Annotated in this window: 24 protein-coding genes; 18 read left to right on the forward strand and 6 right to left on the reverse strand. The window is 58.9% G+C overall.

Going from position 1 to position 22622, the window contains the following annotated elements; translation table 11 throughout:
• Nucleotides 1–2 precede the first annotated feature (2 nt).
• Nucleotides 3–533 carry a prepilin peptidase gene (locus CO655_RS13720; protein WP_097665062.1) on the reverse strand — a complete coding sequence of 177 codons (531 nt, stop codon included), beginning with the start codon at nucleotides 531–533 and terminating at the stop codon, nucleotides 3–5.
• 259 nt (nucleotides 534–792) lie between these two features.
• On the opposite strand from CO655_RS13720, the gene CO655_RS13725 reads away from it, so the two are divergent.
• The 14 genes from CO655_RS13725 to CO655_RS13790 all read left to right on the forward strand — a co-directional run bounded on the left by CO655_RS13725 (nucleotide 793) and on the right by CO655_RS13790 (nucleotide 13725).
• A complete protein-coding gene (locus CO655_RS13725; protein WP_097665063.1) occupies nucleotides 793–999 on the forward strand; it encodes a hypothetical protein in 207 nt (68 codons plus the stop codon).
• A 121-nt stretch (nucleotides 1000–1120) separates the two neighbouring features.
• A complete protein-coding gene (gene cpaB / locus CO655_RS13730) occupies nucleotides 1121–2038 on the forward strand; it encodes a Flp pilus assembly protein CpaB (RefSeq protein WP_097665064.1) in 918 nt (305 codons plus the stop codon).
• Nucleotides 2039–2092: 54 nt separating this feature from the next.
• Nucleotides 2093–3583, forward strand: coding sequence for a type II and III secretion system protein family protein (locus CO655_RS13735; protein WP_097665065.1), 1491 nt, complete (start codon nucleotides 2093–2095; stop codon nucleotides 3581–3583).
• A complete protein-coding gene (locus CO655_RS13740; RefSeq protein WP_097665066.1) occupies nucleotides 3567–3872 on the forward strand; it encodes a hypothetical protein in 306 nt (101 codons plus the stop codon). Before CO655_RS13735 ends, CO655_RS13740 begins: the two co-directional genes overlap by 17 nt.
• Before the next feature lie 94 nt (nucleotides 3873–3966).
• Entirely contained in the window at nucleotides 3967–5568 is a 1602-nt protein-coding gene (locus CO655_RS13745) for a TadE/TadG family type IV pilus assembly protein (RefSeq protein WP_097665067.1), read from the forward strand.
• Nucleotides 5565–6044, forward strand: a complete 480-nt coding sequence (locus CO655_RS13750; protein ID WP_097665068.1) for a TadE/TadG family type IV pilus assembly protein — start codon at nucleotides 5565–5567, stop codon at nucleotides 6042–6044. The genes CO655_RS13745 and CO655_RS13750 overlap by 4 nt, the downstream gene beginning before the upstream one ends.
• Nucleotides 6038–6661 carry a TadE/TadG family type IV pilus assembly protein gene (locus CO655_RS13755; protein ID WP_097665069.1) on the forward strand — a complete coding sequence of 208 codons (624 nt, stop codon included), beginning with the start codon at nucleotides 6038–6040 and terminating at the stop codon, nucleotides 6659–6661. The genes CO655_RS13750 and CO655_RS13755 overlap by 7 nt, the downstream gene beginning before the upstream one ends.
• A gap of 28 nt (nucleotides 6662–6689) precedes the next feature.
• On the forward strand, nucleotides 6690–7832 hold the full coding sequence (locus CO655_RS13760) for a response regulator/pilus assembly protein (protein ID WP_097665071.1): 1143 nt from the start codon (nucleotides 6690–6692) through the stop codon (nucleotides 7830–7832).
• A complete protein-coding gene (locus tag CO655_RS13765; protein ID WP_097665073.1) occupies nucleotides 7829–8401 on the forward strand; it encodes a L,D-transpeptidase in 573 nt (190 codons plus the stop codon). Before CO655_RS13760 ends, CO655_RS13765 begins: the two co-directional genes overlap by 4 nt.
• A gap of 16 nt (nucleotides 8402–8417) precedes the next feature.
• Nucleotides 8418–9866, forward strand: coding sequence for a CpaF family protein (locus CO655_RS13770; protein WP_097665075.1), 1449 nt, complete (start codon nucleotides 8418–8420; stop codon nucleotides 9864–9866).
• The gene (locus CO655_RS13775; protein WP_097665077.1) at nucleotides 9863–10816 is read left to right on the forward strand and encodes a type II secretion system F family protein; all 954 of its coding nucleotides are present in this window, start codon (nucleotides 9863–9865) and stop codon (nucleotides 10814–10816) included. The genes CO655_RS13770 and CO655_RS13775 overlap by 4 nt, the downstream gene beginning before the upstream one ends.
• A gap of 7 nt (nucleotides 10817–10823) precedes the next feature.
• Nucleotides 10824–11768, forward strand: coding sequence for a type II secretion system F family protein (locus tag CO655_RS13780; RefSeq protein ID WP_097665079.1), 945 nt, complete (start codon nucleotides 10824–10826; stop codon nucleotides 11766–11768).
• A 15-nt stretch (nucleotides 11769–11783) separates the two neighbouring features.
• Nucleotides 11784–13088, forward strand: coding sequence for an AAA family ATPase (locus tag CO655_RS13785; RefSeq protein WP_097665081.1), 1305 nt, complete (start codon nucleotides 11784–11786; stop codon nucleotides 13086–13088).
• Nucleotides 13089–13155: 67 nt separating this feature from the next.
• Nucleotides 13156–13725 carry a hypothetical protein gene (locus CO655_RS13790; protein WP_097665083.1) on the forward strand — a complete coding sequence of 190 codons (570 nt, stop codon included), beginning with the start codon at nucleotides 13156–13158 and terminating at the stop codon, nucleotides 13723–13725.
• Nucleotides 13726–13902: 177 nt separating this feature from the next.
• On the opposite strand, the gene CO655_RS13795 is transcribed toward CO655_RS13790, so the two are convergent.
• Entirely contained in the window at nucleotides 13903–14427 is a 525-nt protein-coding gene (locus tag CO655_RS13795; protein ID WP_010033834.1) for a tetratricopeptide repeat protein, read from the reverse strand.
• A 257-nt stretch (nucleotides 14428–14684) separates the two neighbouring features.
• Here CO655_RS13795 and CO655_RS13800 point away from each other — a divergent pair, with 257 nt between their 5' ends.
• The 4 genes from CO655_RS13800 (at nucleotide 14685) to CO655_RS33390 (ending at nucleotide 17804) form a co-directional block, all read left to right on the forward strand.
• Nucleotides 14685–15188, forward strand: coding sequence for a hypothetical protein (locus tag CO655_RS13800; protein ID WP_010033832.1), 504 nt, complete (start codon nucleotides 14685–14687; stop codon nucleotides 15186–15188).
• 123 nt (nucleotides 15189–15311) lie between these two features.
• Nucleotides 15312–16709 carry a nodulation protein NfeD gene (locus CO655_RS13805; RefSeq protein WP_097665085.1) on the forward strand — a complete coding sequence of 466 codons (1398 nt, stop codon included), beginning with the start codon at nucleotides 15312–15314 and terminating at the stop codon, nucleotides 16707–16709.
• A gap of 28 nt (nucleotides 16710–16737) precedes the next feature.
• Nucleotides 16738–17499 carry a slipin family protein gene (locus CO655_RS13810; protein ID WP_097665087.1) on the forward strand — a complete coding sequence of 254 codons (762 nt, stop codon included), beginning with the start codon at nucleotides 16738–16740 and terminating at the stop codon, nucleotides 17497–17499.
• Nucleotides 17500–17624: 125 nt separating this feature from the next.
• Nucleotides 17625–17804, forward strand: coding sequence for a hypothetical protein (locus CO655_RS33390; protein WP_141514312.1), 180 nt, complete (start codon nucleotides 17625–17627; stop codon nucleotides 17802–17804).
• 193 nt (nucleotides 17805–17997) lie between these two features.
• Here the strand turns inward: CO655_RS33390 and CO655_RS13815 are convergent, their stop codons facing one another.
• Genes CO655_RS13815 through CO655_RS13830 form a run of 4 tightly spaced genes read right to left on the reverse strand, consistent with a single transcriptional unit; the run spans nucleotide 17998 to nucleotide 22554 of the window.
• On the reverse strand, nucleotides 17998–18711 hold the full coding sequence (locus CO655_RS13815; RefSeq protein ID WP_245423796.1) for a response regulator transcription factor: 714 nt from the start codon (nucleotides 18709–18711) through the stop codon (nucleotides 17998–18000).
• Nucleotides 18708–19484 carry a 3-oxoacyl-ACP reductase FabG gene (fabG, locus tag CO655_RS13820; protein WP_097665089.1) on the reverse strand — a complete coding sequence of 259 codons (777 nt, stop codon included), beginning with the start codon at nucleotides 19482–19484 and terminating at the stop codon, nucleotides 18708–18710. The genes CO655_RS13815 and fabG overlap by 4 nt, the downstream gene beginning before the upstream one ends.
• On the reverse strand, nucleotides 19481–21190 hold the full coding sequence (locus CO655_RS13825) for an acetolactate synthase catalytic subunit (protein WP_097665090.1): 1710 nt from the start codon (nucleotides 21188–21190) through the stop codon (nucleotides 19481–19483). The genes fabG and CO655_RS13825 overlap by 4 nt, the downstream gene beginning before the upstream one ends.
• Nucleotides 21191–21192: 2 nt before the next feature.
• Nucleotides 21193–22554, reverse strand: a complete 1362-nt coding sequence (locus tag CO655_RS13830; RefSeq protein ID WP_097665091.1) for an aspartate aminotransferase family protein — start codon at nucleotides 22552–22554, stop codon at nucleotides 21193–21195.
• Between the last annotated feature and the right edge of the window lie 68 nt (nucleotides 22555–22622).

The following is a 22622-nucleotide window of genomic DNA, read 5'->3' on the forward strand; positions in this document are numbered from 1 at the left end:
GGTCACCGTAGCTGCAGTTGGATGATCGGCAGAGCCAACGTGAGGAGTGCGGCGAAGACCATGAGGACGCCGTAAGGTATCTTCCGGCTCGCCCGGATTTCCTCGATGCGCATGAAAAAGGCGAGATGTGCGACGCGCAGCGGCACCGGCAGCCGCAGGACCAGCAGCGTCACGATGCCGAGGACGAGGAGCAAAAACGAAAACGGCAGCATTCCGTGCCATCCGACAAAAAGGCCGATCGGCAGGAAAAGCTTGGCGTCTCCTGCGCCAAACAGCCGGAACACCCACAGCACCACGCCAAGCATAAACATCAGCAGACCGGCCCCGACGTCGCCGCCAATTCCGCTCGAAGCAAACAGCGCAGCGCCGACATCCTCGGAGCCAAGCATCACTGCCACCGCGCGCAGTGCATAAAGTGTCACGAGCGCAAGCACGATCGTGTTGGGTATCTTCCAGGTGCGGAAATCGGTCCAGGCGGCATAGAGAAAAAGTAATACTGATAGTGAGTTAATAAAAACGGCCATTTGCAACATAGGAATCAACCTTTTGGGCTATGATTAGCTACCATGTAACTTCGATTTTCACTCAACTTCGCCGAAATCAGCCTGTTGTTACGACATGACCCTGGGCTTTCGTCTTAACCATAAGTATAAATCTCAATTCGTGCGGGTATAAAACAATTGACTAAATTAGAATTAACAGACTATTAATAATCCCAGTCGAAGAGGCGGTCTCGACGACAAGGTGGCCGGGGGATTTACGGCGCACAACTTACCTGGGAGGTAATTCTCGATGAAAGCATTTGTAAACAGCGTACGCGCTTTCGCGCGGGAAGAAGATGGCGTCGCACTGACGGAATACCTCATTCTGCTTGGTTTGTTGGTCGGCGGAGTTGTTGCATCCGTTGTCCTGATCGGCGATGAACTCAACACGGCATGGGGATCGTGGGCCACTTGGTTCCAAGGACAAGACCTGGATGCGCCGGCTGCTGCGGGTTGATGCATCTCAGCTGCTTCCTGAGCAGCGCTTTTGAGCAGAAGAGAGGGGTTTTGTTAACCCCTCTCTTCTAAATTAGCATCAACGAATGGATGTATTCCGTTCAGTGTAGTGAGTAACCGTGATGCGTTCTTCAACGATTTTAAGCCTCGTCATTGCGTTTGTGCTCGCGGCAGCAGCAGTTTTCGGTATGCGCGAGTATCTGTCCGATCAGAAGGCCCGGCTGCTGGCGATGAACGGCATGAAGGCCGAGGAACGGACACTCGTCGTCGCCGCCAAGCCAATGCGCTTCGGCGACCGGATCCGATCCGAAAATCTCAGGGCCATTCCGTGGCCCTCCAATGAAACACCCGCAGGCTCGTTCGTCAGCATCGAGGCGGTCGTCGGCAACGATGCTCAGCCGCGTTATGCCATGGCGGCGATCGACCCTGGCGAGCCGGTACTGTCCTCGAAAATCACCGGTGCGGGCGAACGCGCCACGCTGTCGGCGGCGCTCGACCAGGGCATGAAGGCGGTCTCCATCCGTGTCAACGACGTGCTCGGCGTGGCCGGCTTCGTAAGGCCCTCCGATCGCGTCGACGTGCTTCTGACGCGGGTCGTGCGCGGGCCGGCAGGCAACGATCAGACCTTCGTCGACGTGCTTCTGCAAGGCGTCAAAGTGCTGGCGGTGGACCAGACGGCAGACGAGCGCAAGGACGAGCCATCCGTCGTCAAAACCGTGACCTTCGAGGTCACGACCGATGAGGCCCAGCGCCTCACTCTCGGCTCCAGCATCGGCACGCTCTCGCTGGCGCTTCGCAATATCGCCTCCTCCTCTGTCGAGCAAACCCGACCGATCACCGTCGCCGACCTCGGTGGCGGGGCGATGGCGACGGAGCTCGGCAAGGATTTGGAAAAGAATAAGTTGCCAGAACCGGAAAAACAAGTGCAGATTGTGGAACAAAAGGTCGAGCCGGTGTTGCCGGTCGAGCCGAAGTGGGCGACAGTGGGCGTCTGGAATACGACCAAGCGCGAGGAGCACCGAGTCGGCCTGGTCCAGTGATATTTAGGCGGCAGCCGCAAGTGCGGCGAGCCGAATGAGGGGGCTAAAGCAGGCATGGCGAATGGCAAGAGAAGCATCGCAAGGACGAAAAGCCTTGCGGCACTAGCGGCAGTGTTTTCGGCCTGTGTGTGTTTAGGGCCTGGATTTGCGGGCTCCACCAGTGCACAGGAAAAGTCCGTCACGCTCGGCAAATCGGTCCAGCATGTGACCTTGCCTCCGAACGAGACGCTGACGCTCAATACCGGCCAGCCGTTTGGCGATCTGGTCATCGGCAACGCCGATATGATCGACGTGGTGCCGCTTTCCGACCGGTCGCTGTTCATCCGCGGCAAAAAAAACGGCGCCACCAATATCTCGGTCTATGGCGACGACAAGTCGCTTCTCGGCGTCATCGACATCCGCGTCGCCAGCGATTTCAGCGAAGTCGCCTCCGCCATACGTTCTGCCGCGCCTTCGGCTCGGGTCAGAGTGGTCAACTCCAACGATCGCATTCGCCTGGTAGGCGTGGTCCGGGACGGGATCGAATTGCAGCGGGTGCTGGAAATAGCCCAGTCCTATTCCGATCAACCGGTGCTGAACCAGTTGCGCGTCAGTGACAGCCAGCAGGTGATGCTGGAGGTCCGTATCATCGAAGCCTCGCGCCAGACGGGTCGCGACCTCGGGATCGGGTGGTCCGGGCAGGGCAACAACAACCGCATCGGCAAGGCAACGACCAGCCAGGGTATCGCCGTGAATGATGACGGTGGCCTATCCCGTACTCTTCTTGACCCCAAGGGTGCGGCAACAGGTATGCTGCCCTTCGGCCAGTTGATCGCCAAGGTGCTGGAAATCTCGGGCGGCCACATCGACGTGGTCATCAACGCGCTCGAGCAGAAGGGATTGGTGCGTCGCCTGGCTCAGCCGAATCTCATCGCCATGAGCGGCTCGACGGCCAGTTTTCACGCCGGCGGTGAAGTACCGATCCTGAAGACCACGAATAACGGCACCACAGTCGCCACCGAGACGGACTATCGCCCCTTCGGTGTGCGGCTGACCTTCAAGCCGGTCGTGCTTGACGACGGCGTCATCAATCTGGAGATCGAGCCTGAAGTTTCCGAGCTTGATCCGTCGATCAATGTCAACGGCAATCCGGGTTTCATCTCGCGCGCTGCCAGCACCACGGTCGCGCTTCGCGACGGCCAGAGCTTTGCCATGGCGGGCCTGCTGCAGTCGATCAATGCCAAGGACATCCAGCAAATGCCGGGCCTCGGGCAGATACCGATCCTCGGCGCACTGTTCCGTTCGACGAGTTTCCAGAAGAAGGAATCCGACCTCGTTATCGTCGTCACCCCGCACATTGTGCGACCGGCCCGCCCGGGAGAGGATCTCTACAGTCCGCTCGATCAGACGCGTTCGTCCAACGACGTCGAGCTTTTTGCGCTCGGTGTCATGGAAGTCGACAAGGACATGCTCCGACGCTTTCGCAATGGCGTAGGTGTGACTGGGCCTTATGGTCATCGTCTCGACCTGAATCAGGGAGGCAAAGTCGTTGTTACAAAACGCTAAGCGGGTTCTTCTCGTCCTTGCAGTCGCCGGCCTCGCTTCCGGCTGCGCCGATTACATGAACAATCGCGACTCGATCACCTTCGGGGTCGGCAATGCCGTGGAAGCAAACAAGGCCATCCATATCGAGGACCCGTTCCCGCCGGAAGCCCAGCGAACCCGAATCGCAAGCGACGGCAAGCTGATCCGCAGGGTGGTCACTCAGTATCAGAACGGCGGGGTTGGCGTTGTTCAGCCGTCGCCAGCCATGGGGGCTAATGGGGCGTCCAACGGGGCGACCGTCAGCAAGTAGCTGGCGAAAGGCATGAACGGCGGCAGCGCGCCGAAGGGGAAAATGCACGAAACGGGGTCGTCACGGCGGATAGCGCCGTGATGGGGGTGTGCCAATGCTGAGCAGGATTGTCAGACGGTTCTGGAACGATCATCGTGGCTATGTCATCGCCTTGACGCTCATCGCCATGCCAATGCTTCTCGGCTTTTCGCTGCTGATCATCGATGTCGGCCGCAGCAGCAACCTGCATACCGATCTCCAGAACGCCGTCGATGCGATGGCGCTGGCCGGCGCCCGTGAACTCGATGGTCGCGATGATGCCATTACCCGGGCGCAGACCGCGATCGAGAAAATCTCCAATAGCGCGGCTTTCTCCGCGGGCGGAACCGGCATGTCGCTCGGCTCGCATATATCAGTGACCTATGACGCCGGAAACGATGCCGGGAGCACGGTCACAGTGCTTTTTCTGAAGGACATCCCGGCCAATGACGATACGCCCATCCCGTCTTCAATGGAGACGACAGTGGCCAGCGAAGCTTCCTATGCCTGGGTCATCGCCAAGCCGCAGGCGATGCAGACGATCTTTCCGATGCCGGTTGGCTTCAATCGGGATACGGTCAACATCGCTGCCGACGCCGTGGCGGTATATCACGCCAGCGCCTGCGACGTGACCCCGATCTTCATCTGCAATCCCTACGAGCCGGCGGGCAATACGAGCGAGGCCGCCAGCCAACAGGCGGCGACGGATCTCCACACCAACTTCGCGGCTGGCAATCTCTACGGCCGGCAGATCGAAATGCACAGCACGTCCTCCGCCAATCCCGGGCCTGGCAATTTCGGATTCCTGCGGACACCGCTGGGCAATGGCGCGAACGTGATGGCAGAGGCTCTGGCGACCGGCAATCCGGGGGCCTGTTATACCCAGGACAGCCTCGATACCAAGACGGGTGCCATGGCCGGACCCGTGGAAGCTGGCGTCAATACGCGCTTCGGCATTTATGAGGGGTCGTTCAAGGACTCGCGCGGGGACAGCCGCTATCGCCCGGCCCAGAACGTCCGCTCCGCGCAAGAGCAAACAGGGCAGAACGGCTGCAAAGGCTACGACCCGGCAATGGTCGGCAGCACGGTCGGCGATGTCACCAAGGCGGTGCCTTTGGGTTACGGCGCAACGATGAGTCCCCTCGGCGGCGGCAAGGTCAGCACCGGCAACAATTGGAACTACGCAAACTACTGGAGTGTCGCCCAGGGAGGCACGGCGCCGTCGGTCAGCGCGATCCTCGGCAACTATTCCAGCTATCCCCCGGGGGCCACCGGAACTCCGAGTCGGCCCTCTGCCTATGATGTCTATCGTTACGAGCTCAATACCGCGGCGCTACTCAACCATGCCTCTGCGAACGGCGAGGTCGGTACGCCGACGACGGGCGGCGGTCAGTGCTATTCGGGCCCTGCCCTCTCGAACTACACGGGGAGCGAGTACGGCGATCGCCGAGAGATTTTCGCCGCAATCGTCAATTGCGGCTACGAGGCATCGGTCGGCCATCTGAATGGTCAGAAGCAGACGCAGGCGGTTGCCTTTGCGCGCATGTTCATGACCAAACCGGCGATCAAGGCCGGTAGCGAGCGCTATCTTTCGCTCGAGGTGATCGACATCTCGGGCAAGGGTGGCCGCGGCACGCTCGACGAATTCCTCCGGGAAGAATCGGAACTGGTCAGATGATGGCGCTCCGCAATTTTATCCTGCAACGGCTGTGCCTCGGCTTCTGGCGGCGGGAGGAAGGCGCAGTGCTTGCCGAAGCGCTGCTCGCGATCCCCTTTGTGACGCTCTTTGCGGCAGGGATACTGGAGTTTGGCAGCATCTTCTGGCAGCGCATGCAGATCGACGCAGGCTTGCGCGATGCCGGGCGTTACCTCTCGCGCTGCCGACCCGCGTCGGGAACCTATGCGCCGACATGTAATCAGGCAACGGCGAAGACGATTGCCTTTTACGGAACGCAAACACCCGCGGCAAACGCTGAACCCCGCGTCCCCGACTGGAAGGACCCTTCCGACATCACCATCACGGCCCCCGATGCGGATGGAAACATCACCATTTCCACTGCGCATCTCTACAAGAGCTCGCCGGTGTTCGGCTTTCTGGGAATCGATGCCATCACGATCAGTTCCTCGCATGAAGAGAGATACATCGGATGGTGATCTCTAGGGCAATCAAGACATTCTGGCAGGATAGCAGCGGTGCTAGCCTTGTAGAAGCCCTGCTGACCTTTCCGATCGTCATGCTGGTATTCGCCGCCTTCATCGAATTCGGCTATGCCATGTCGCAGTGGAACCAGACGGTCAAGGCACTGCAATATGGTGCCCGTTTGGCGACGGTATCCGATCCGCTGACAACGAATTTCGATGCCGTTTTCCCGATCGACGCTGCCGATCCGCTCAACAACGGCAAAGCGGCGCCGAACGATGCCACGATATCCTCGACCTGCGGACCGGCTCTTGCCAACTGCACGGCGGCGTTGAATCGGATTGTTCGGGGAAGCGACGGCCTCTGCCAAGCAGGAACTGATCCTTACCCCGGCATTTGCGATCTCAACTGGCGCATCCAGCCGCAGAACCTGATGGTCACCTATCAGCGATCTGGGCTCGGCTATTGGGGGCGGCCGGACGGGCCCGTGCTGACGATGCGGCTGGAGGTGCGCGACATCACCTTCGATCTGCCGATCCTCGGCGGACTGTTGGGACTGAACGACATCACCATCCCGGCCCATCCGGTGACGATCACGACGGAAGATCTGAAGACCTGCTCAACCTGCTGACCCCCTTTGTTACGCGTAGGAAAGCGAAATGACAGCTCACATGAACATTGCCGCATCCACCAAGATCCTGGTTCTCTCCGACGACGCGGCTGCAGCGAGCTTCATGCTCGATACGTTCGGGTCGCTTTCGCGTTACGATGTCCGCCATCTGGCACTGAAGGCGCTTGGTGAAAAGGGCAAGTTCGATCCGACGCAGTTCGACCTCATCGTTCTCGACGTCGACAGGGGCGAATTGCTGCAGCGTCCGGAGGTCTTCGCGTTTCGCACCAGCTACCGGGATATCCCCCTCATCGTCGTTTCCGAAGATCTGCCGGACGACATGCTGCGGCTGCTCTTCCGCCTGAACGGCAATGACTGGCTGAAGAAGCCGCTCGAGCGCCGCGCACTGATCGACATGATTTCCACCCATGCGCCAGGCACCGGGGCCAGCGACAGCCGGGTGCATGCCGTGGTCTCAGCCGTCGGTGGTGCCGGCGCCAGCATGATCGCCTCATCGCTCGCGCATGTGCTGGCCCAGCCGACCAAGAATTCCACACCGCGGGTAGACTTGTTCGACACGGATTTTTGCGCCGGGACGCTTGGCCACTATCTCAACCTTGTCAACGACTACGACCTGAAACCCGTCATTGCCAATCCTTCCCGGGTCGATCTGGAATTCATCGATCTGGTCAGAAAGCGTCATTCGGGGGGCTTTTCACTGCTGTCCTTCAAGCAGCCATCCGTCCTTCTGGCGCCGAAGGGCGGTGAACTTGTGCTGCGTATGCTCGACGTAGCCGCCTTCGAGAGCGACCACACGATCATCGACGTTCCCTATTATGACACGCCGTGGAAATACGATGTGCTCACTTCGGTCAACAGCATCTGCATCGTCACTGAGATGACGGTTCCCGCGCTCTCTCAAGCCAAGGATTTGTTTGCCAATCTGGTACGGCTGCGAGGCAGTTCTGATCAGATATTCATCGTCATCAACAAATACCGCGCCAAGCTCTTCGGCCTCGGCGTGCGCCGACAACAAACGGAGAAGATTTTCAAGGATATCCCGACGCATGTCATTGGGGATGACTGGGATACCTTGAGCGAGGCGGCCAACCGCGGCGTGCTGCCATTTCAAGTGAATTCCCGGGCGCGCTTCTGCACCGCGGTCGGCAAACTCGGAGCACTGGTGCGATGAAGGCGGTCGCCAGTGGGCGCATAAGGTCCCGCGCCGCCGATGTCAGCCTTGTGGTTTTGGCAATTCTGGCCGCTGCCGGGGATGCCGCTGCAACCGGGCTTGTACCACGCAGCCTTGGGCCGACGACAAGTGCCGTGGTGGCGATCGAAAAGAACTACGTGGCTGGGACAATCGTCATCGTCACCGCCAACCGCACGCTGGATCTCGTCATCTCTGAAGGACGCGCGATCCGCTACAAAATCGGTGTTGGACGAGATGGATTTCGCTGGAGCGGTACCGTCAAGATTGGACGCAAGGCTGAGTGGCCTGACTGGCGCCCGCCTGCCGAGATGAAGGCGCGCTCAGCCGGACTTCCGGACCTGGTGCCTGCCGGCCCGCTCAATCCATTGGGCGCTCGCGGGATCTATCTCTACAAGGACCGGACCGACACGCTCTATCGCATTCATGGAACGAACGAGCAGTCGACGGTCGGCGGTTTCGCGTCATCGGGCTGTTTTCGCATGAGCAATGCCGACGTCATCGATCTCTACGAGAGGGTGAAAGTCGGTTCCACGGTCATTGTAAAATAGTTCAGGGGTGGGAAGCATGGCCAACGGCATCATGGGGCGTTTCTACAAGCAGCAGGAACCTGAAAGCCGGGAACATCTGGAGGCGGCCGACCTGTCTCCGGTCGGCGCTGTTCAGAACACGCCTGTCCAACCGGCCCCTGGCAGCGCCACGGCGAGTGGCGAAGAGGCGTCGCTCGGGGCGGACATGGTTTCCGAGCGGGTCAATCTGCACCGCTACCTGCTCGATCGCATCAACCTCGGGATCCTCGACACGCTCGACAACGAGGAGATCGCCACCGAAATCCGGCCGTTGGTCAAGGACTATATCCGGAGTAACAACTTTCCGCTGAATGCCAAGGAAATCAATGATCTGATCCGCGATATCACCGACGAGATGCTCGGGCTGGGACCGATCGAGCCGCTGCTGGCCGACGACACCATCGCCGATATTCTCATCAACGGCTACAACAGCGTCTATGTCGAGCGGAGCGGCAAGCTCGAGGGCACCGCGGTGCGGTTCAAAGACGAGGACCATCTGCTTCGGGTGATCAACAAGATCGTCTCGGCGGTTGGCCGCCGCGTCGACGAGTCAACGCCGATGGTTGACGCCCGCCTCAAGGATGGCTCACGTGTCAACGTCGCCATCAGGCCGATCTCCGTCGATGGGCCGCTTGTTTCCATTCGTAAATTTACCCGCAAGCCGCTGACACTGGAGCGCCTCGTGCAATATGGCGCCATGGCCGATGCGATGCGCATCCTTCTTAGCGCCGCGGTCAAGGGCAAGGTGTCCATGGTGATTTCCGGCGGCACCGGTTCTGGCAAAACCACCTTGCTCAATGCTCTCTCCTCGCAGATTTCTCCAAAGGAGCGGCTGATCACCATCGAGGATGCGGCCGAGCTTCAACTGCAGCAGCCACATGTCGGACGTTTGGAAACCCGACCGCCGACGCTCGACGGGCGCAATGAGATCCGGCAGCGCGAGCTTTTGAAAAACGCCCTGCGCATGCGTCCCGACCGCATCATCGTCGGCGAAGTCCGCGGCGACGAGGCGTTCGACATGCTGCAGGCGATGAATACCGGTCACGAGGGGTCGATGACGACGATCCACGCCAACACGCCCCGCGACGCTGTCGGTCGGCTTGAGCAGATGGTCGGCATGGCCGGGATGCCGATGTCGCAGTTGAGCATTCGCTCGCAGATCTCGTCCGCCATCACCGTCATCGTGCAGGTCCAGCGCCTGAGCGACGGCAGCCGCAAAGTTGTCTCGATTTCCGAGATCACCGGCATGGAGGGCGAAGTCGTGCAGATGCAGGAGATTATGAAATTCAAGAAAATCGGCACCGATGAAGGCGGGCGGATCCATGGAGAATTCCGCGCCACCGGCATTCGACCACGGTTCGTCGAGGAATTTGCCGAACTCGGGATCGAGATCCCTGTGGCGATTTTTGATCCCGGTAAACCGCTGCAAACGGGGCCAGTTCAATGACCCTTACTCTCGTTTACGCAGCTATTTTCACCGCCGCCCTTGTCGCTGTCGATGCGATCGTGCGCGGCTACTTCAAGACATCCGAACGTCACCGCGCTGTGAACCATCGGCTGAGCTTGCTCGAGGTCAGCGAGGATCATCGCAAGACCTATAGCGATATGCTCAAGGAGCGCGGTGTCGCCGGCAGTTGGCGGCAAGTCGCCATGATGCAGCGGCTGCTGCAGTTCTACGCCCAATCGGGCATCAAGTTCGATGCCAGGCGATTTGCTCTCTTCGCAATCGCGGGCGCGCTCTTGACGTGGCTGGTCGTGCAATTCCTCGTGCCGAGCACTCTGCTTAGAATACCCATCTTTCTCCTGATCGGCCTCCTCATCCCTGCAGTCTTCGTCTGGCGCGCCCGGGCGCGCCGCATGAAGAAATTCGAACTGAAGCTTCCCGAAGCCCTCGATGTCGCCAATCGCAGCTTGGCCGCCGGCCACCCGCTGCCGGCGGCGATTTCTTTGGTGGGACGCGAGATGCCTGATCCCATCGGCACCGAGTTCGGCCTCCTCTCGGATGAACTCACCTACGGCGTGACGCTGGACGATGCCCTTGTCAACCTGGCGGATCGGGTCGGCGTCGAGGATCTGAACCTGCTTGCGATATCCCTGAGCGTACAGGCGGGAACCGGCGGAAATCTCGTGGAGATCCTGCAGAACCTTTCGAAGACGCTGCGGGACCGGACAATGCTCAGGGCAAAGGTCAGGGCAATTTCCTCGGAAGGACGCATCACGGCGATCTTCATGTCGGTCTATCCGTTTCTGCTCTACGCGATGATCAAGGCGTTGTCGCCGACCTACTTCGACCCTGTTTGGGAGAGCGGCCATGGAGCCGCCGTGGTCAGCGTTTTGCTGGCCATCATGGCGATCGGGAACGTCATTCTCTACAAGATGGTCAATTTCGAGTACTGAGGCGGTCATGTCGAGTGAGTATGGAATCTACCTCATCGTCTTCTTTGCAGTGCTGATATTTTCTGCGGCAGCCTCGGAATTGTTCTTTCGACGACGCGAGGTTTCGGTTCGTGTGTCGAAGAGCTCGGCAGCGGCCGGCGAGGAATTCCACATTGGCGACACGACGATTGCCGATCTCGGCGAGGCGGAAAACCGCCTGATCCGCCGTTATTTCGAAATTACGCGACGTGACACCAATGCGAATTCGACCCAGAACCGGCTGATTCGGGCGGGGTATTTCGCTGCCGGCGCCGTGACCACCTTCCAGGTGATTAGGGCGGTGGTCTGTATCGGCGTGCTCGTCGCGGCGGTCTGGGCCTTAAACCGGATCGCGCCGGAGATGTCGCAGATGGCGACCCTGATCGTTGCCATGTTTGCTGCGGGCATGACCTTCATTCTGGTCAACATCTATATCGATCGGCGCGGCGCCGCCAAGGAGCGGGAATATCGCCGCCTCTTTCCCGATTTTATGGATATGCTGATCGTCTGCCTCGATGCGGGGATGAGTATCGAGGCGGCGGCGAACCGTGTTGCCCGGGAATTCGTCGACAAGCAGCAGGACTTCGGCCTGCATCTGTCGATCATGATGCTGGAAGTGCGGGGCGGCCGGCGATTGCGCGAGGCGCTCGCCAACCTTGCCACCCGCCTGAGGATTGACGAGGCCCGGACCCTTTCCGTTCTGTTCCGCCAATCGGAGGAGCTCGGGACGAGCGTAACCCAGACGCTGCGGGTCTACAGCAAGGAAATGCGCGACTTGCGTATTGTTCGCGCAGAGGAAAAGGCGAACGCCCTGCCGGTCAAGATGCTGCTGCCGCTCGGCGCGTTCCTTTTTCCGGTAAGCCTCATCATCGTTCTCGTTCCCATTCTTATCCGTGTCGTCAGTCTTCTCATCGGCTTGAAACCCGGCGGTTGAGCCAAGCGAGGTCGCATGCAGTATTCGCTCGAACAGCATCGTAACGATGACATCACGTCCCTCGATCCGCGTATGCCGGTGGCACCGGCAAGCATCGAACAAGCGGGATTGGATCCGTCGTTCCTGCTTCGGCTGGCATCAAAATGTGCAGCCGAGCAGGATACAACCACGGCATCTCATCTGGCTGAGCGGATGAAATTGCCGAAAGTGATCGTCAACATCCTGATCAAGGAACTCGTGAAACTCGCCTACCTCGAGGCTCGCGGCTTGGCCGGTGAGGATGTGAGATCCGATGTTCGATATGCGCTGTCGATGAAGGGGTTCGAATATGCCCACGCGGCGTCGCGTCAATGCCAATATGTCGGACCGGCGCCGGTGTCGCTGGACGCCTTCTGCCGACAAATCGACTTGCAGTCCATCCATTCCGAGCGCGTGACCCCGGAGCGGCTGACCGAGAGCCTTGACGGGCTGGTGCTCTCAGACGCGCTTGTCGAAAAGCTCGGCCCGGCCCTGAACTCCGGGCGCTCGATCCTGCTTTACGGGCCACCCGGCAACGGAAAGACGAGCATCGCCGAGCGGACGTCGCACCTGTTTCGCCAAACCATCTGGGTGCCCTATGCCATTGAGGTCGGCGGCCATGTCATCAGTTTCTACGATGAAGCAGTGCATCACCCCGTATCGGAGGCTGGCACGGACTCCCGTCCCAAAGGCGATCAACGATGGATCGAATGCCGTCGTCCGGTGATCAAGACCGGCGGGGAATTGACCCTCGATCAGCTCGATCTCACCTTCAACGCGGGGCCGAATGTCTATGAAGCGCCGATACACTTGAAGGCGTCAGGCGGCGTTTTCATCATCGACGACTTCGGGCGCCAACAGGTGGCGCCGCAGGCGCTCATCAATCGCTGGATTGTGCCGCTCGAGCGCGGCTATGACTTCCTGACGCTGCACACCGGCAAGAAGTTCAAGGTTCCCTTTGACGAGCTGGTCGTATTTTCGACGAATATCGCACCGAAGGACCTTTCCGACGAGGCCGGCTTGCGGCGCCTCAAGTACAAGATCTTTGTGAACACTCCGTCGCGCGACGAATATATCAGAATTTTCAAATCCTATGCGAGCGGCACCGGATTGGCTGTCTGTGATCCGGACCTGCACCTGTTCTACGATCGCAAGTACAAAGACGATGTGCTAGCGTCTTGCTATCATCCGAAATATCTTTTGGATTTCGTCGGTTCTTACTGCGAGTTCAACGGCATAGCGAGAATCGCCTCGCTCGACATGCTCGAACGGGCCTGGGAAGGTGTATTCACATCGGAATGATTGCGGGCTTGACGCCGAGCACGGCGCCTGAATCTATCCAATTAACGACTTACGGGGGAGTAAACGAATGACCAGCATCCCGAGCATCGAAGGCGAAGCAGGTGGCGTGAGACCAAGCAATACGCGAGCAATTGAGCCGAAATCCTCCAGAAACCCGCTGCTCGTCGGTCTGCTGCTCATGCTCTTGCCTGTGAATGCTGGCGTTCTCATCTATACGGCCAAAAACTCAGCGGATGTGCGCGAGAGCCGCGAGACCATCGCCGCCCTTAAAAGGTCCATCGATGGCCTGAGAGGACAAATGGAAAAGCAGTCGGACAAGATAGCGAGCAACGCCAAGGCCGACGAACTCGCCGCTATCCGTCAGGAAATGGAAAGCCTGCAAAAGGCGATACTTTCGACGAATGAACGGATGCGCAACGATATGAGCGGTACACGCATGGGGTCAGCTTTGGTCCTGAGCGCACCCGGCAAGGAACCAGCACAATTTTTCGCACCCCACGCTGTGCCAGCGGAGTCTCAAAATCCAGACAGCACTCTTGCGTCCATCCAAGCCGAGGGCATTGCAGTCAATAACCTGCCGCGTTACGAACGCACACTCTCGCCGGAAGGTCAGCTCATCCTTCGGAAGGCACGGTAGACACCGGCTTCAGTGAAATCTTCAAAGCAATCGGTGGTCGCCGCCGCGCCGATGCTCGCGATGCGGCAACGGCGCTCTTAAAGCTCTTTGTTGTTATGCATGTCGTTGTGCCGGAACCGCTGCACACTTCCGGGCGACATGCATTCGCTTTGTGCAGATTGCCAAATCGCCGAAGGGCTATCCCCGCTGAGGGTGATTCACGCTGTTCTTCATCAATTCGAGATTACGGGCAGTGACTTCGTTCCCGGGATCAAGCTCATAGGCTTTCAGGAAATACCGTCTGGCAGTGCGCAAGTCACCGCGTAAAAGGTGAGAATATCCGATATTGTTGTAGTAGACCGGGGTGTTGCCGATCATTCGCGAAAGCTGCTGGTAGGCGCGGTCGGACGTGTCGAAGCGGGCAACCATGTCGGCCGAGGCTGCCAAGCCTAGCCAGGCGGCCGGATCCTCCGGAAAGACGTCGACCGCTCGCTTGTAAATGGCGTAGGATTTTCCGTAGTTCTTTTCCTGAAACTGCAGTTTCCCGTTGGTTATCAACTCGTCGTTCTTGTAGAAGGCGACGGCCGAGTCATCCTCAAGGGTCTTTGCACTATCGCCATAGGCGGCAAGACCATCAACGCCGGATGACTGGCAACCAGCCAAAATTGCTCCAGTCGCTATCAAAAACGCAATGCATTTAGTTCCAGCTCTGATCTGCAACATTCAACTTGATCCCCCATCAGACATTCTTTACCTGAGATTCGGATGCGCTCACCGAAAATCATCGTAAAAAAAAGCTAACAACTCCAGAATTTGAGCAAATAGTCGCAAAAAAACGACAGATGCGGTCTTCGCCGGAACGCGCAAAGGTGATACACGCCAACTATCCAAAGTTGGTATCATGTGCCCGGTGATTCTCAGAGTAGAAAATTAATCCACGTCGCCTACCCTTTTCGTCAGGTCAAAGGATGGTACGCCCTATGCGGATCGCTATTTTCACGATGATGCGACTTGGGCCGTCCCTGGCTTACGCGACAGCATCGATCTTCGTTCTCAGCATGCTGCTCTTGGAAAGCTTCCCCTCAAGCGCCTCCGCCTGGTGGCTGCATATGACTATTCTTCCTGTCATGCGCGAGCCGATCTATCTGCTTTTGGCGGTACCCGGCATTGGAATTTGGAGCGCCATGGCCCTGCTGACGCTTGCATCGATTTTCGGGATTCGAGTGGCCTTGCAACCGCAGCGACACCACCGGTCAGGATTCATCCATGCCCATATCGCGCTGATCGCGACCGGTCTGACGATGGGGCGGGCAGCAGTTGCGCAAGCCGGCCTTTCGGATTTTACGCTGCCTCAATTTCAGCGGGGCGACTGGTCGTTCCTGCCGCTATCCTACTCACCGCTTGGGACCTTTCTTTTTATATCGGTGTTTTTGGCCTGCATCTGCTGCCATGTGAGAATCATCAAGCGCACACTGTCCGCGTGATAGGAAAGGGTCGAACGCCCCTGCTCAATAACAATCGGTAGAGTCTCGGCGTTCTTCGCTTGTTCGCAAACATGAGACGCCCTCTTTCTTTTTCTTTGTAATTTCCGACATATATTAAATATCATGTACGTTCCGCAGATTGTCACGCGGGGATTAAGGTGTTGGCGATGGCAACCGCCAATCTTCACTTTGTTGTTTTTGCTGCTCTCAGCTTGGGGCTTCGTCGCACAATCGGCGTCTGACCGCACGTCTGTCGTTCTCAAGGTGAACGGCGCCATTGGGCCTGCGATAGCCGACTACGTAAAGCGAGGCATTCAGCGTGCTGGCGAACGCGGAGCAGTCTTGATCATTCTGCAAATGGACACACCAGGTGGCCTTGACAGCTCCATGCGGGAAATCATTCGCGCGATCCTTGCCTCGCCGGTGCCTGTCGCGAGCTTCGTCGCGCCAAGCGGGGCACGGGCTGCGAGTGCCGGCACCTATATTCTCTACGCGAGCCACATTGCGGTAATGGCACCTGGGACCAATTTAGGTGCGGCGACACCAATCGCGCTCGGCGTAAAGCCTTTCGGCGATACGGAACCCGAAAAGAAGCCGGGCGAATCTGGCAAGCAGGCAGAAGCTCCAGGCGATGCCCGCGAAGCAAAAGCCGTTAACGACGCAGTCGCTTACATTCGCGGGCTTGCGGAATTGCGCAATCGCAACGCCGACTGGGCAGAGCGTGCTGTCCGTGAAGCTGCGAGCCTTTCATCCGCTGCGGCAGTGCGCGAACATGCCGTCGATTTCACGGCAGTTGATGTCACCGATCTCCTTGCAAAGGCACAAGGGCACGTGGTGCGGGTCGGTCAAACGGAGGTCCGACTCGATACCGCCGGTTTGGCCGTGCAGGAATTCGAGCCTGACTGGCGCACGCGCCTGCTTTCCGTCATTACCGATCCGAACATCGCAATCATCCTGATGATGGTCGGCATCTATGGCCTGATCTTCGAATTTCTCGCACCTGGGACAATGCTTCCTGGCACGATCGGCGGCATTTGCCTCCTGCTTGGTCTCTATGCCCTGGCATTGCTGCCGGTGAGTTTTGCCGCCCTCGGGCTTATTTTCCTCGGCGTGGGATTGACTGTGGCTGAGGCGCATTCGCCAAGCTTCGGCGCTTTGGGCATCGGCGGCGGGGTAGCCGTGATCCTGGGAGCAACCATTTTGTTTGATCCCGATATACCCGGCCTGGAAGTGTCGCGCCCCCTACTGGGCGCAATTGCATTTGCGATTCTTGCGTTTAGCCTTGTCATTGCTCGCCTGGCATTCACCTCGCGCTTGCACCAGGTTGCCACCGGTGCAGAGGAGATGATCGGCATTTCCGGTAAAGTCGAGAGTTGGACGGGGCTCACGGGGTACGTCATTGCGCATGGCGAACGCTGGAAGGCGGTTTCCGCCGAACCCCTTGTTGCTGGTGACCCTGTCCGCGTGATCGGCCGCAATGGGCTGGCGCTCGAAGTCGCCAGCCGTCCAAAGGACACTTAACGGCGCTCAGGAAGCAGGAGGAGGAGCCATGGATATGTTTGCAGATCTTGCCTTCTATTTGGTGGTCATTGTCATTGCGGTCGCCATCCTCGCATCCGCGGTTAAGATCCTGAGGGAATATGAGCGCGGCGTCGTGTTCACACTTGGCCGTTTTACCGGAGTCAAGGGACCCGGCTTGATTCTGCTCATCCCCTATGTCCAGCAGATGATCCGAGTCGACTTGCGCACGCGCGTACTCGATGTCCCCAGCCAGGACGTCATCTCGCATGACAATGTCTCGGTTCGTGTCAGCGCGGTGATCTATTTCAGGGTTATTGACCCCGAGAAGTCGACAATACAGGTCGAGGATTTCATGATGGCAACAAGCCAGCTTGCCCAGACGACATTGCGCTCCGTGCTCGGCAAGCACGACCTCGATGAAATGCTGGCAGAGCGTGACAGACTCAACTCGGATATTCAGGAAATCCTTGACACTCAGACCGATGCTTGGGGAATTAAAGTAGCCACTGTCGAGATCAAACATGTTGACATCAACGAGTCGATGATCCGCGCGATTGCTCGCCAAGCGGAAGCCGAACGCGAACGCCGCGCAAAGGTCATCAATGCCGAGGGCGAACAGCAAGCGGCCGCGAAGCTGCTGGAGGCGGCAGAAATTCTGGCCAAGCAGCCGGAGGCGATGCAACTTCGTTACTTGAGCACTTTGAACGTCATCGCCAGCGAGAAGACTTCGACGATTTTATTTCCCTTCCCGATGGAGTTGGGCAATCTGATGGCCATTAAGCCGAAGTGATCGACCGAAGGGCATAGCCCGGGGTCTCATGCGCGCGCGGCGAACTTCGAGTGGGTTTCAGCCGGTTTTTCGGGCGCGACTTTGCGCGAGACGATAGCTGTCGCCTTTCATCTGGAGATATTGACGTGGTGGATGACACGATCGAACAGCGCGCCGCTCAGACGCTCGGCCCCGTGTTCTCGTATTCGTCCAAGGAAAGATTGCTGGTGAACAGTTCATGGCAAGGACCGAACTCCTTAAAACTGTGCCAGCAAGATGGAATGATGTTTTTCTTTTCACCTGTTGCTGATGCTCCAGGCAGCTAACCCAATTCGGTGCCCATTTGAATGGCTGTCTCTGCGGTTCTGCTAATGCGACGAGGCGTGAGTCCAAATTTCCCACAAGGGTGAAGTTCCAATTCTGCTTAGGCGATATGTTATAACACAGCGACGCGTTGGATTATCCTTCCCCGGGATGATGATTGGCAATAGGACGCTTGAAATCGCGGATATGCGGACTTCAACCACAAAGATATTCAAGAGCATAACCCGCACCATAGACAGTACGAATCCTCAGATTACGGAGTCCTGCAAACGCTTTCCGCAGCCGGCCGATATGCACATCGACCGTCCGACTCTCCACTGCGTGCGGATCTGACCAGACGGCCTCAATGAGTTGCCCCCGGGTGCTGACTTGACCTTGCCTTTCCAAGAGGAACCGGAGGATTCTTACCTCCATAGGCGCAAGGGCTATTCTCTTCCCCCCGACGACGACAGCGTGCGGCTCGAATATAAACTCGGCAGGGACGGCCAAACTTCGCCGGGTCACAGCCTCCGACCGCGGCTTTATTCCGCGCAAAAAGGCGAGTAGCTTCGACGGCGACAACGGACGCGTGATGCCTTCCTCAAGGCCCGACTTAATCAGTTGCAGGTGCTGTGCGCGCATATCCCCACCGATGAGCACACCCACGGAAACCCCCGCGTCCTTCAACAGCGCACATAGAGACGCAATATCACTCGGCCAGCCCGCACAATCCAGGAGGACTGCAGAAATCTCTGCCGACGCGCAGGCCTCCACAACATCCCCTTCACTTGCACCGAGACGAGCCTCGAAGCCTTCGCTACGCAGAATATGCGCGAGCAGCAAAAAAAGCTCGGCGTCCTGCGAGCAAACCAGAACGACAGGTGTCACGTCGATTACCCCTTTGTCGTTTGAAAAAACGTCGACACTCAACTCGGCGCGAACTCGCCGCCGTTGACATCGATGATAGCTCCGTTGACGAACCCGGCGTCCTCCGACGCCAGAAACGCGATTACGGCAGCGACATCATCCGGAGAGCCGAGCCGACCGGCCGGAATGCGGGCGAGCGCCTCGATGTTTGTCTTGTTTTCGGAGGACCCAGTCAGTGGTGTGAGAATCCGCCCCGGCGCCACGACATTTGATGTTATGCCATAGGGGCCATATTGAGAGACCAGCACGCGGGAGAAGCCTGAAAGTGCGGCTTTTGACGCCACATAGCTCGGGCCGGCGATCCGTGGTCTTGTCCGGCCCGCAAGGGATCCAACCAATATAACGCGCCCATAACCTCTTTCCTTCATGGCGGGCAGAACGGCCCGACAACACAACATCGTGCCCGTCAGGTTGACGGCGAGCACGTCGTTCCACTCCTCAAGAGCAAGGTCGGAGACGTCCACGGGACCATCGGGACCTTTCGGCGATATCCCCGCGTTGCAGACGAGGATTCCAGGTGGACCCCAGACATCCGCGACTTCGCCAAAAAACTGTGCGACCGCCGCCGGATCACGGAGATCGACCTGTCTCGCAATCGAGCGTTCTGGTCCGAAAGCCTCGGCAAGTGCTGCGCCGGCGGCCATGACGCTTTCCTGACCATGGCTGAAGACGGCAAGCCGATGGCCGGCTTTGAGCAGGCGAAACGCGGTGGCAAGACCGATCCCGGTCGTGCCTCCGCTGATGACCGCAACATGTGCGCCGGACTCGGCGCTCATGCCGCTTGATCCATTGCGGCAAACAGCGACAGCGGTGGATGGGCGCCAGGGTCTGTCATGACTTCGATCAGCAGAGGACCCTCTCCAGAAAGACCGCGCTCGAGGTAACGAGGAAGATCGGCGGGATCGGAAATGCGGACTGCCGGGCAACCGCAGGCTTCCGCAATTTTCTGATGGTCGACATCCGCAAAGCTGCAGGCAGTCGTGAACCTGCCGAACTTGGCAGTTTCCGCGTCACGCTGAAAACCGAGGATGCCATTATTCAACACGATAATGAGGATGGGGAGCTTGCTACGCACCATCGTCTCCAGCTCCGCCCAGCTATGCGCGAAGCCGCCGTCCCCGACAATCGTAACGACCGGCCTGTCGGGCTCTGCCACTTTCGCGCCGAGCGCAAGCGGCAGGCCCCACCCGAGACCTGCAAGGCCGCGCGGCAAGAGAAAGCGCATGCCAGGTGAAAGTGCCCGCAACTGGCCAGCGACCCACATCGAGGAATAGCTCGCATCGGCAACAACGGTCGTATCTGCCGTCATCAACTGTTGCAGCTCGAACATGATGCGCTCGGGGCGGATGGGACTGGCATCCGATCGGGCAACGGATTGCCGTTCCGTGTCAAAGGAGCGCCAGAACCCGGCGATCCTGTCAGTCAACTGATTGCGCTTCGATATGCGGTAGGAGAGATCGCGTCCGGCGAGCTCGCTTCGAAGCGCCCGAATAGTCTCGGTAGCATCGCCCGCCAACCTGACGGCCTCGTATGTCCGACCGATTTCTGCGGGATCGACATCAACGTGGATGACTGCCGCGGACCGGGGGATTTGACGCCAACTGTCCGTACCATTCTGATTGGTTCGTGTCCCAATGAGAATAACAAGATCGGCTTCTTCGACAAGCGCGACGGTGTGTCGTCCGAGCGATCTGGGCCCAACGAGTGCGCCGAGAACACCCGCCGACAGCGGGTGGTGCTCGTCGACCGCACCTTTGCCCATATTGGTCGTGACGACGGGGAGCGAGGCCTCGTCCTGTAGAGCCGAAAGCTCGCCAGCGGCGCGACTTGCATGGACGCCGCCTCCCGCGAAGATGATCGGAGCGTGAGCTGCCGCGATCATCGAGGCTGCGCGCTCGATGTCGTCATTGCGCGGGCGCAACCGATCGAGCGGCCAGTGACCCAGGTCAGCCTCGCGCCGAAATGGCGAAGGCGCTATCTGCTCTCGCAACAGGTCGGCGGGAAGTAGGAGAGCGACCGGCCCTGGCCGGCCCGAGGCAGCTGCCGTAAAGGCAGCATCGATATAATCGTCGATCCGTTCCGCAACGATCACCTTGCGCACCCACTTCGTGCAGGATTGGAACAATGCGAGATGGTCAAGTTCCTGGAATGCGTTGCGGTCGGCCTGGTCTCGCTCAACGTCCTGGACAAGAGCGACAATCGGTACGCTGGCTTTGAGCGCTTCGGCCAGCGGTGGAACGAGAAGCGTTGCGGCCGGGCCGTTTTGCGCCGCGACCACGCTAACCTTCCCGGACAGGCGCGCATAGCCATCAGCCATGGTCCCGCCCATGTTTTCCTGGCGGTAAGCAACTTGGCGGATTCCGATCGCTTCGGCGGCGAGGATCACCGCCGAAGGCAGGCTCTGAGCGAAGATATGGGTGACGTCGTGCCTCTTGAGAGAATGCGCGATACGCTCGGCGACGGTGAAAACATCGGTTGTCATGGTCAGATGCCTGCTTCTGTTGGTTTTGCTTCAAGAATTGATAGGAAGTCGGCGAAGGCTGAAATGACCGCATCACCGTCAGCCTTCGTCATTGCCGTCGAAAGGCATGCGGCCGCGCCATTCGGAAGCAGGATGCCGCAATCAAGGAAATGCCTGGAAAGGCGAGCCATCAATTCGGCCTCTTCCCGCTCGAGATAAGCCTCGCGGAAGTCCGTTGGCTCCTGGCCCTTTGGATGGATGCGAAACAATGATGCGGCCCCCGTCACACTGAAGGCTGCGCCGCGGCGCTCGATCTCGTTTCGAAGGCCAGCCCGAATGCTATCGCCAAGGCTTTCCAGCGAACCGAATGCGGCCTCCGTCATCGCCTCCATTGCCACCCGGCCCGCGACCATCGATACGGGATTTGCCGAAAACGTGCCGCCTTGCGGAAGAAGCGGCTTGCCGCTGTCGCTCGCGAAGACCCGCATGACCTCCTCGCGCCCACCAATTGCCCCGACCGGAAAACCTCCGCCGATGATCTTCCCTGCCGCGATCAGGTCGGGCTGCAGACCGTAGCGGGCCGAAGCTCCCATATATGACTGTCGCAGATTGAGAACTTCGTCGGCGACGACGAGAATCCCATATTGTTTTGCGATCGCCCCGACGGCAGCAAGGAAGCTCGGTTCGGGCGCAATCAGCCCGGCACGGCTCGGCATCGGATCAATGAGGATACAGGCCAGTGAAGGGGCCGCCGAAGCAATCCGACGCTCGAGATCCGCGACGTCATTGAAGCGGATAACGGTGACCTCGTCGGCGACCGAGGGCGGCATACCGCGATAGGCGGGTACAGCCGACGATGCCTGCGGGTCGCTCCAGATAGCCGGCGACACCGCCTGCCCCGTTTCCGCCCAGTCATAAGCGCCGTGATAGGCGCCTTCGATGCGCGCAACGCCTGGCCGGCAGGTAAATGCGCGGGCGGCCTTGATCGCGAACATCACAGCCTCGGTGCCGCTGTTGACGAAGCGAATATGTTCGACCGCTGGAATGCGCTCGATCAACAACTCGGCCAACGTGATCTCGTGCTCGGTCGGATTGGAGAAACACGTGCCGCGGTGAAGAAGATCTGCAACCGCGTCGGCGACCGGAAGGAAGCCGTGTCCGTGGATCAGTGTCGTGAAATTGTTGTTGAGATCGAGCAGACGGTTGCCGTCGACGTCAATGAGATAGGCTCCCTCCCCGCGCGAAATGTAGAGCGGGCTGGGCTCGTGATCCACGGTGACCCGCGTGATCCCCGTCGGAAAGACCCGGCGCCCCCTTTTGAAGAAATGTTCGGATCTCGACCGGGAATATCCCCGGCCGGTTCGCGATAAATCTGGGTGAAACATGCGATCTTCTCCGGCCAACGCGGGTCACGGCGCGACCCTTCATACTTTTGTTGTAACAAAAATCATGA

It is taken from the genome of Rhizobium sp. M1, assembly GCF_002531805.1.
GTDB classification, from domain to species: domain Bacteria; phylum Pseudomonadota; class Alphaproteobacteria; order Rhizobiales; family Rhizobiaceae; genus Rhizobium; species Rhizobium etli_C.

What these genes read in the sequence shown, in the direction of transcription:
- CO655_RS13720 (WP_097665062.1), bottom strand. Translation starts at nt 533, where the DNA reads ATGTTGCAAATGGCCGTTTTTATTAACTCACTATCAGTATTACTTTTT.
- CO655_RS13725 (WP_097665063.1), top strand. Translation starts at nt 793, where the DNA reads ATGAAAGCATTTGTAAACAGCGTACGCGCTTTCGCGCGGGAAGAAGAT.
- cpaB (WP_097665064.1), top strand. Translation starts at nt 1,121, where the DNA reads ATGCGTTCTTCAACGATTTTAAGCCTCGTCATTGCGTTTGTGCTCGCG.
- CO655_RS13735 (WP_097665065.1), top strand. Translation starts at nt 2,093, where the DNA reads ATGGCGAATGGCAAGAGAAGCATCGCAAGGACGAAAAGCCTTGCGGCA.
- CO655_RS13745 (WP_097665067.1), top strand. Translation starts at nt 3,967, where the DNA reads ATGCTGAGCAGGATTGTCAGACGGTTCTGGAACGATCATCGTGGCTAT.
- CO655_RS13750 (WP_097665068.1), top strand. Translation starts at nt 5,565, where the DNA reads ATGATGGCGCTCCGCAATTTTATCCTGCAACGGCTGTGCCTCGGCTTC.
- CO655_RS13755 (WP_097665069.1), top strand. Translation starts at nt 6,038, where the DNA reads ATGGTGATCTCTAGGGCAATCAAGACATTCTGGCAGGATAGCAGCGGT.
- CO655_RS13760 (WP_097665071.1), top strand. Translation starts at nt 6,690, where the DNA reads ATGACAGCTCACATGAACATTGCCGCATCCACCAAGATCCTGGTTCTC.
- CO655_RS13765 (WP_097665073.1), top strand. Translation starts at nt 7,829, where the DNA reads ATGAAGGCGGTCGCCAGTGGGCGCATAAGGTCCCGCGCCGCCGATGTC.
- CO655_RS13770 (WP_097665075.1), top strand. Translation starts at nt 8,418, where the DNA reads ATGGCCAACGGCATCATGGGGCGTTTCTACAAGCAGCAGGAACCTGAA.
- CO655_RS13775 (WP_097665077.1), top strand. Translation starts at nt 9,863, where the DNA reads ATGACCCTTACTCTCGTTTACGCAGCTATTTTCACCGCCGCCCTTGTC.
- CO655_RS13780 (WP_097665079.1), top strand. Translation starts at nt 10,824, where the DNA reads ATGTCGAGTGAGTATGGAATCTACCTCATCGTCTTCTTTGCAGTGCTG.
- CO655_RS13785 (WP_097665081.1), top strand. Translation starts at nt 11,784, where the DNA reads ATGCAGTATTCGCTCGAACAGCATCGTAACGATGACATCACGTCCCTC.
- CO655_RS13790 (WP_097665083.1), top strand. Translation starts at nt 13,156, where the DNA reads ATGACCAGCATCCCGAGCATCGAAGGCGAAGCAGGTGGCGTGAGACCA.
- CO655_RS13795 (WP_010033834.1), bottom strand. Translation starts at nt 14,427, where the DNA reads ATGTTGCAGATCAGAGCTGGAACTAAATGCATTGCGTTTTTGATAGCG.
- CO655_RS13800 (WP_010033832.1), top strand. Translation starts at nt 14,685, where the DNA reads ATGCGGATCGCTATTTTCACGATGATGCGACTTGGGCCGTCCCTGGCT.
- CO655_RS13805 (WP_097665085.1), top strand. Translation starts at nt 15,312, where the DNA reads ATGTACGTTCCGCAGATTGTCACGCGGGGATTAAGGTGTTGGCGATGG.
- CO655_RS13810 (WP_097665087.1), top strand. Translation starts at nt 16,738, where the DNA reads ATGGATATGTTTGCAGATCTTGCCTTCTATTTGGTGGTCATTGTCATT.
- fabG (WP_097665089.1), bottom strand. Translation starts at nt 19,484, where the DNA reads ATGAGCGCCGAGTCCGGCGCACATGTTGCGGTCATCAGCGGAGGCACG.
- CO655_RS13825 (WP_097665090.1), bottom strand. Translation starts at nt 21,190, where the DNA reads ATGACAACCGATGTTTTCACCGTCGCCGAGCGTATCGCGCATTCTCTC.
- CO655_RS13830 (WP_097665091.1), bottom strand. Translation starts at nt 22,554, where the DNA reads ATGTTTCACCCAGATTTATCGCGAACCGGCCGGGGATATTCCCGGTCG.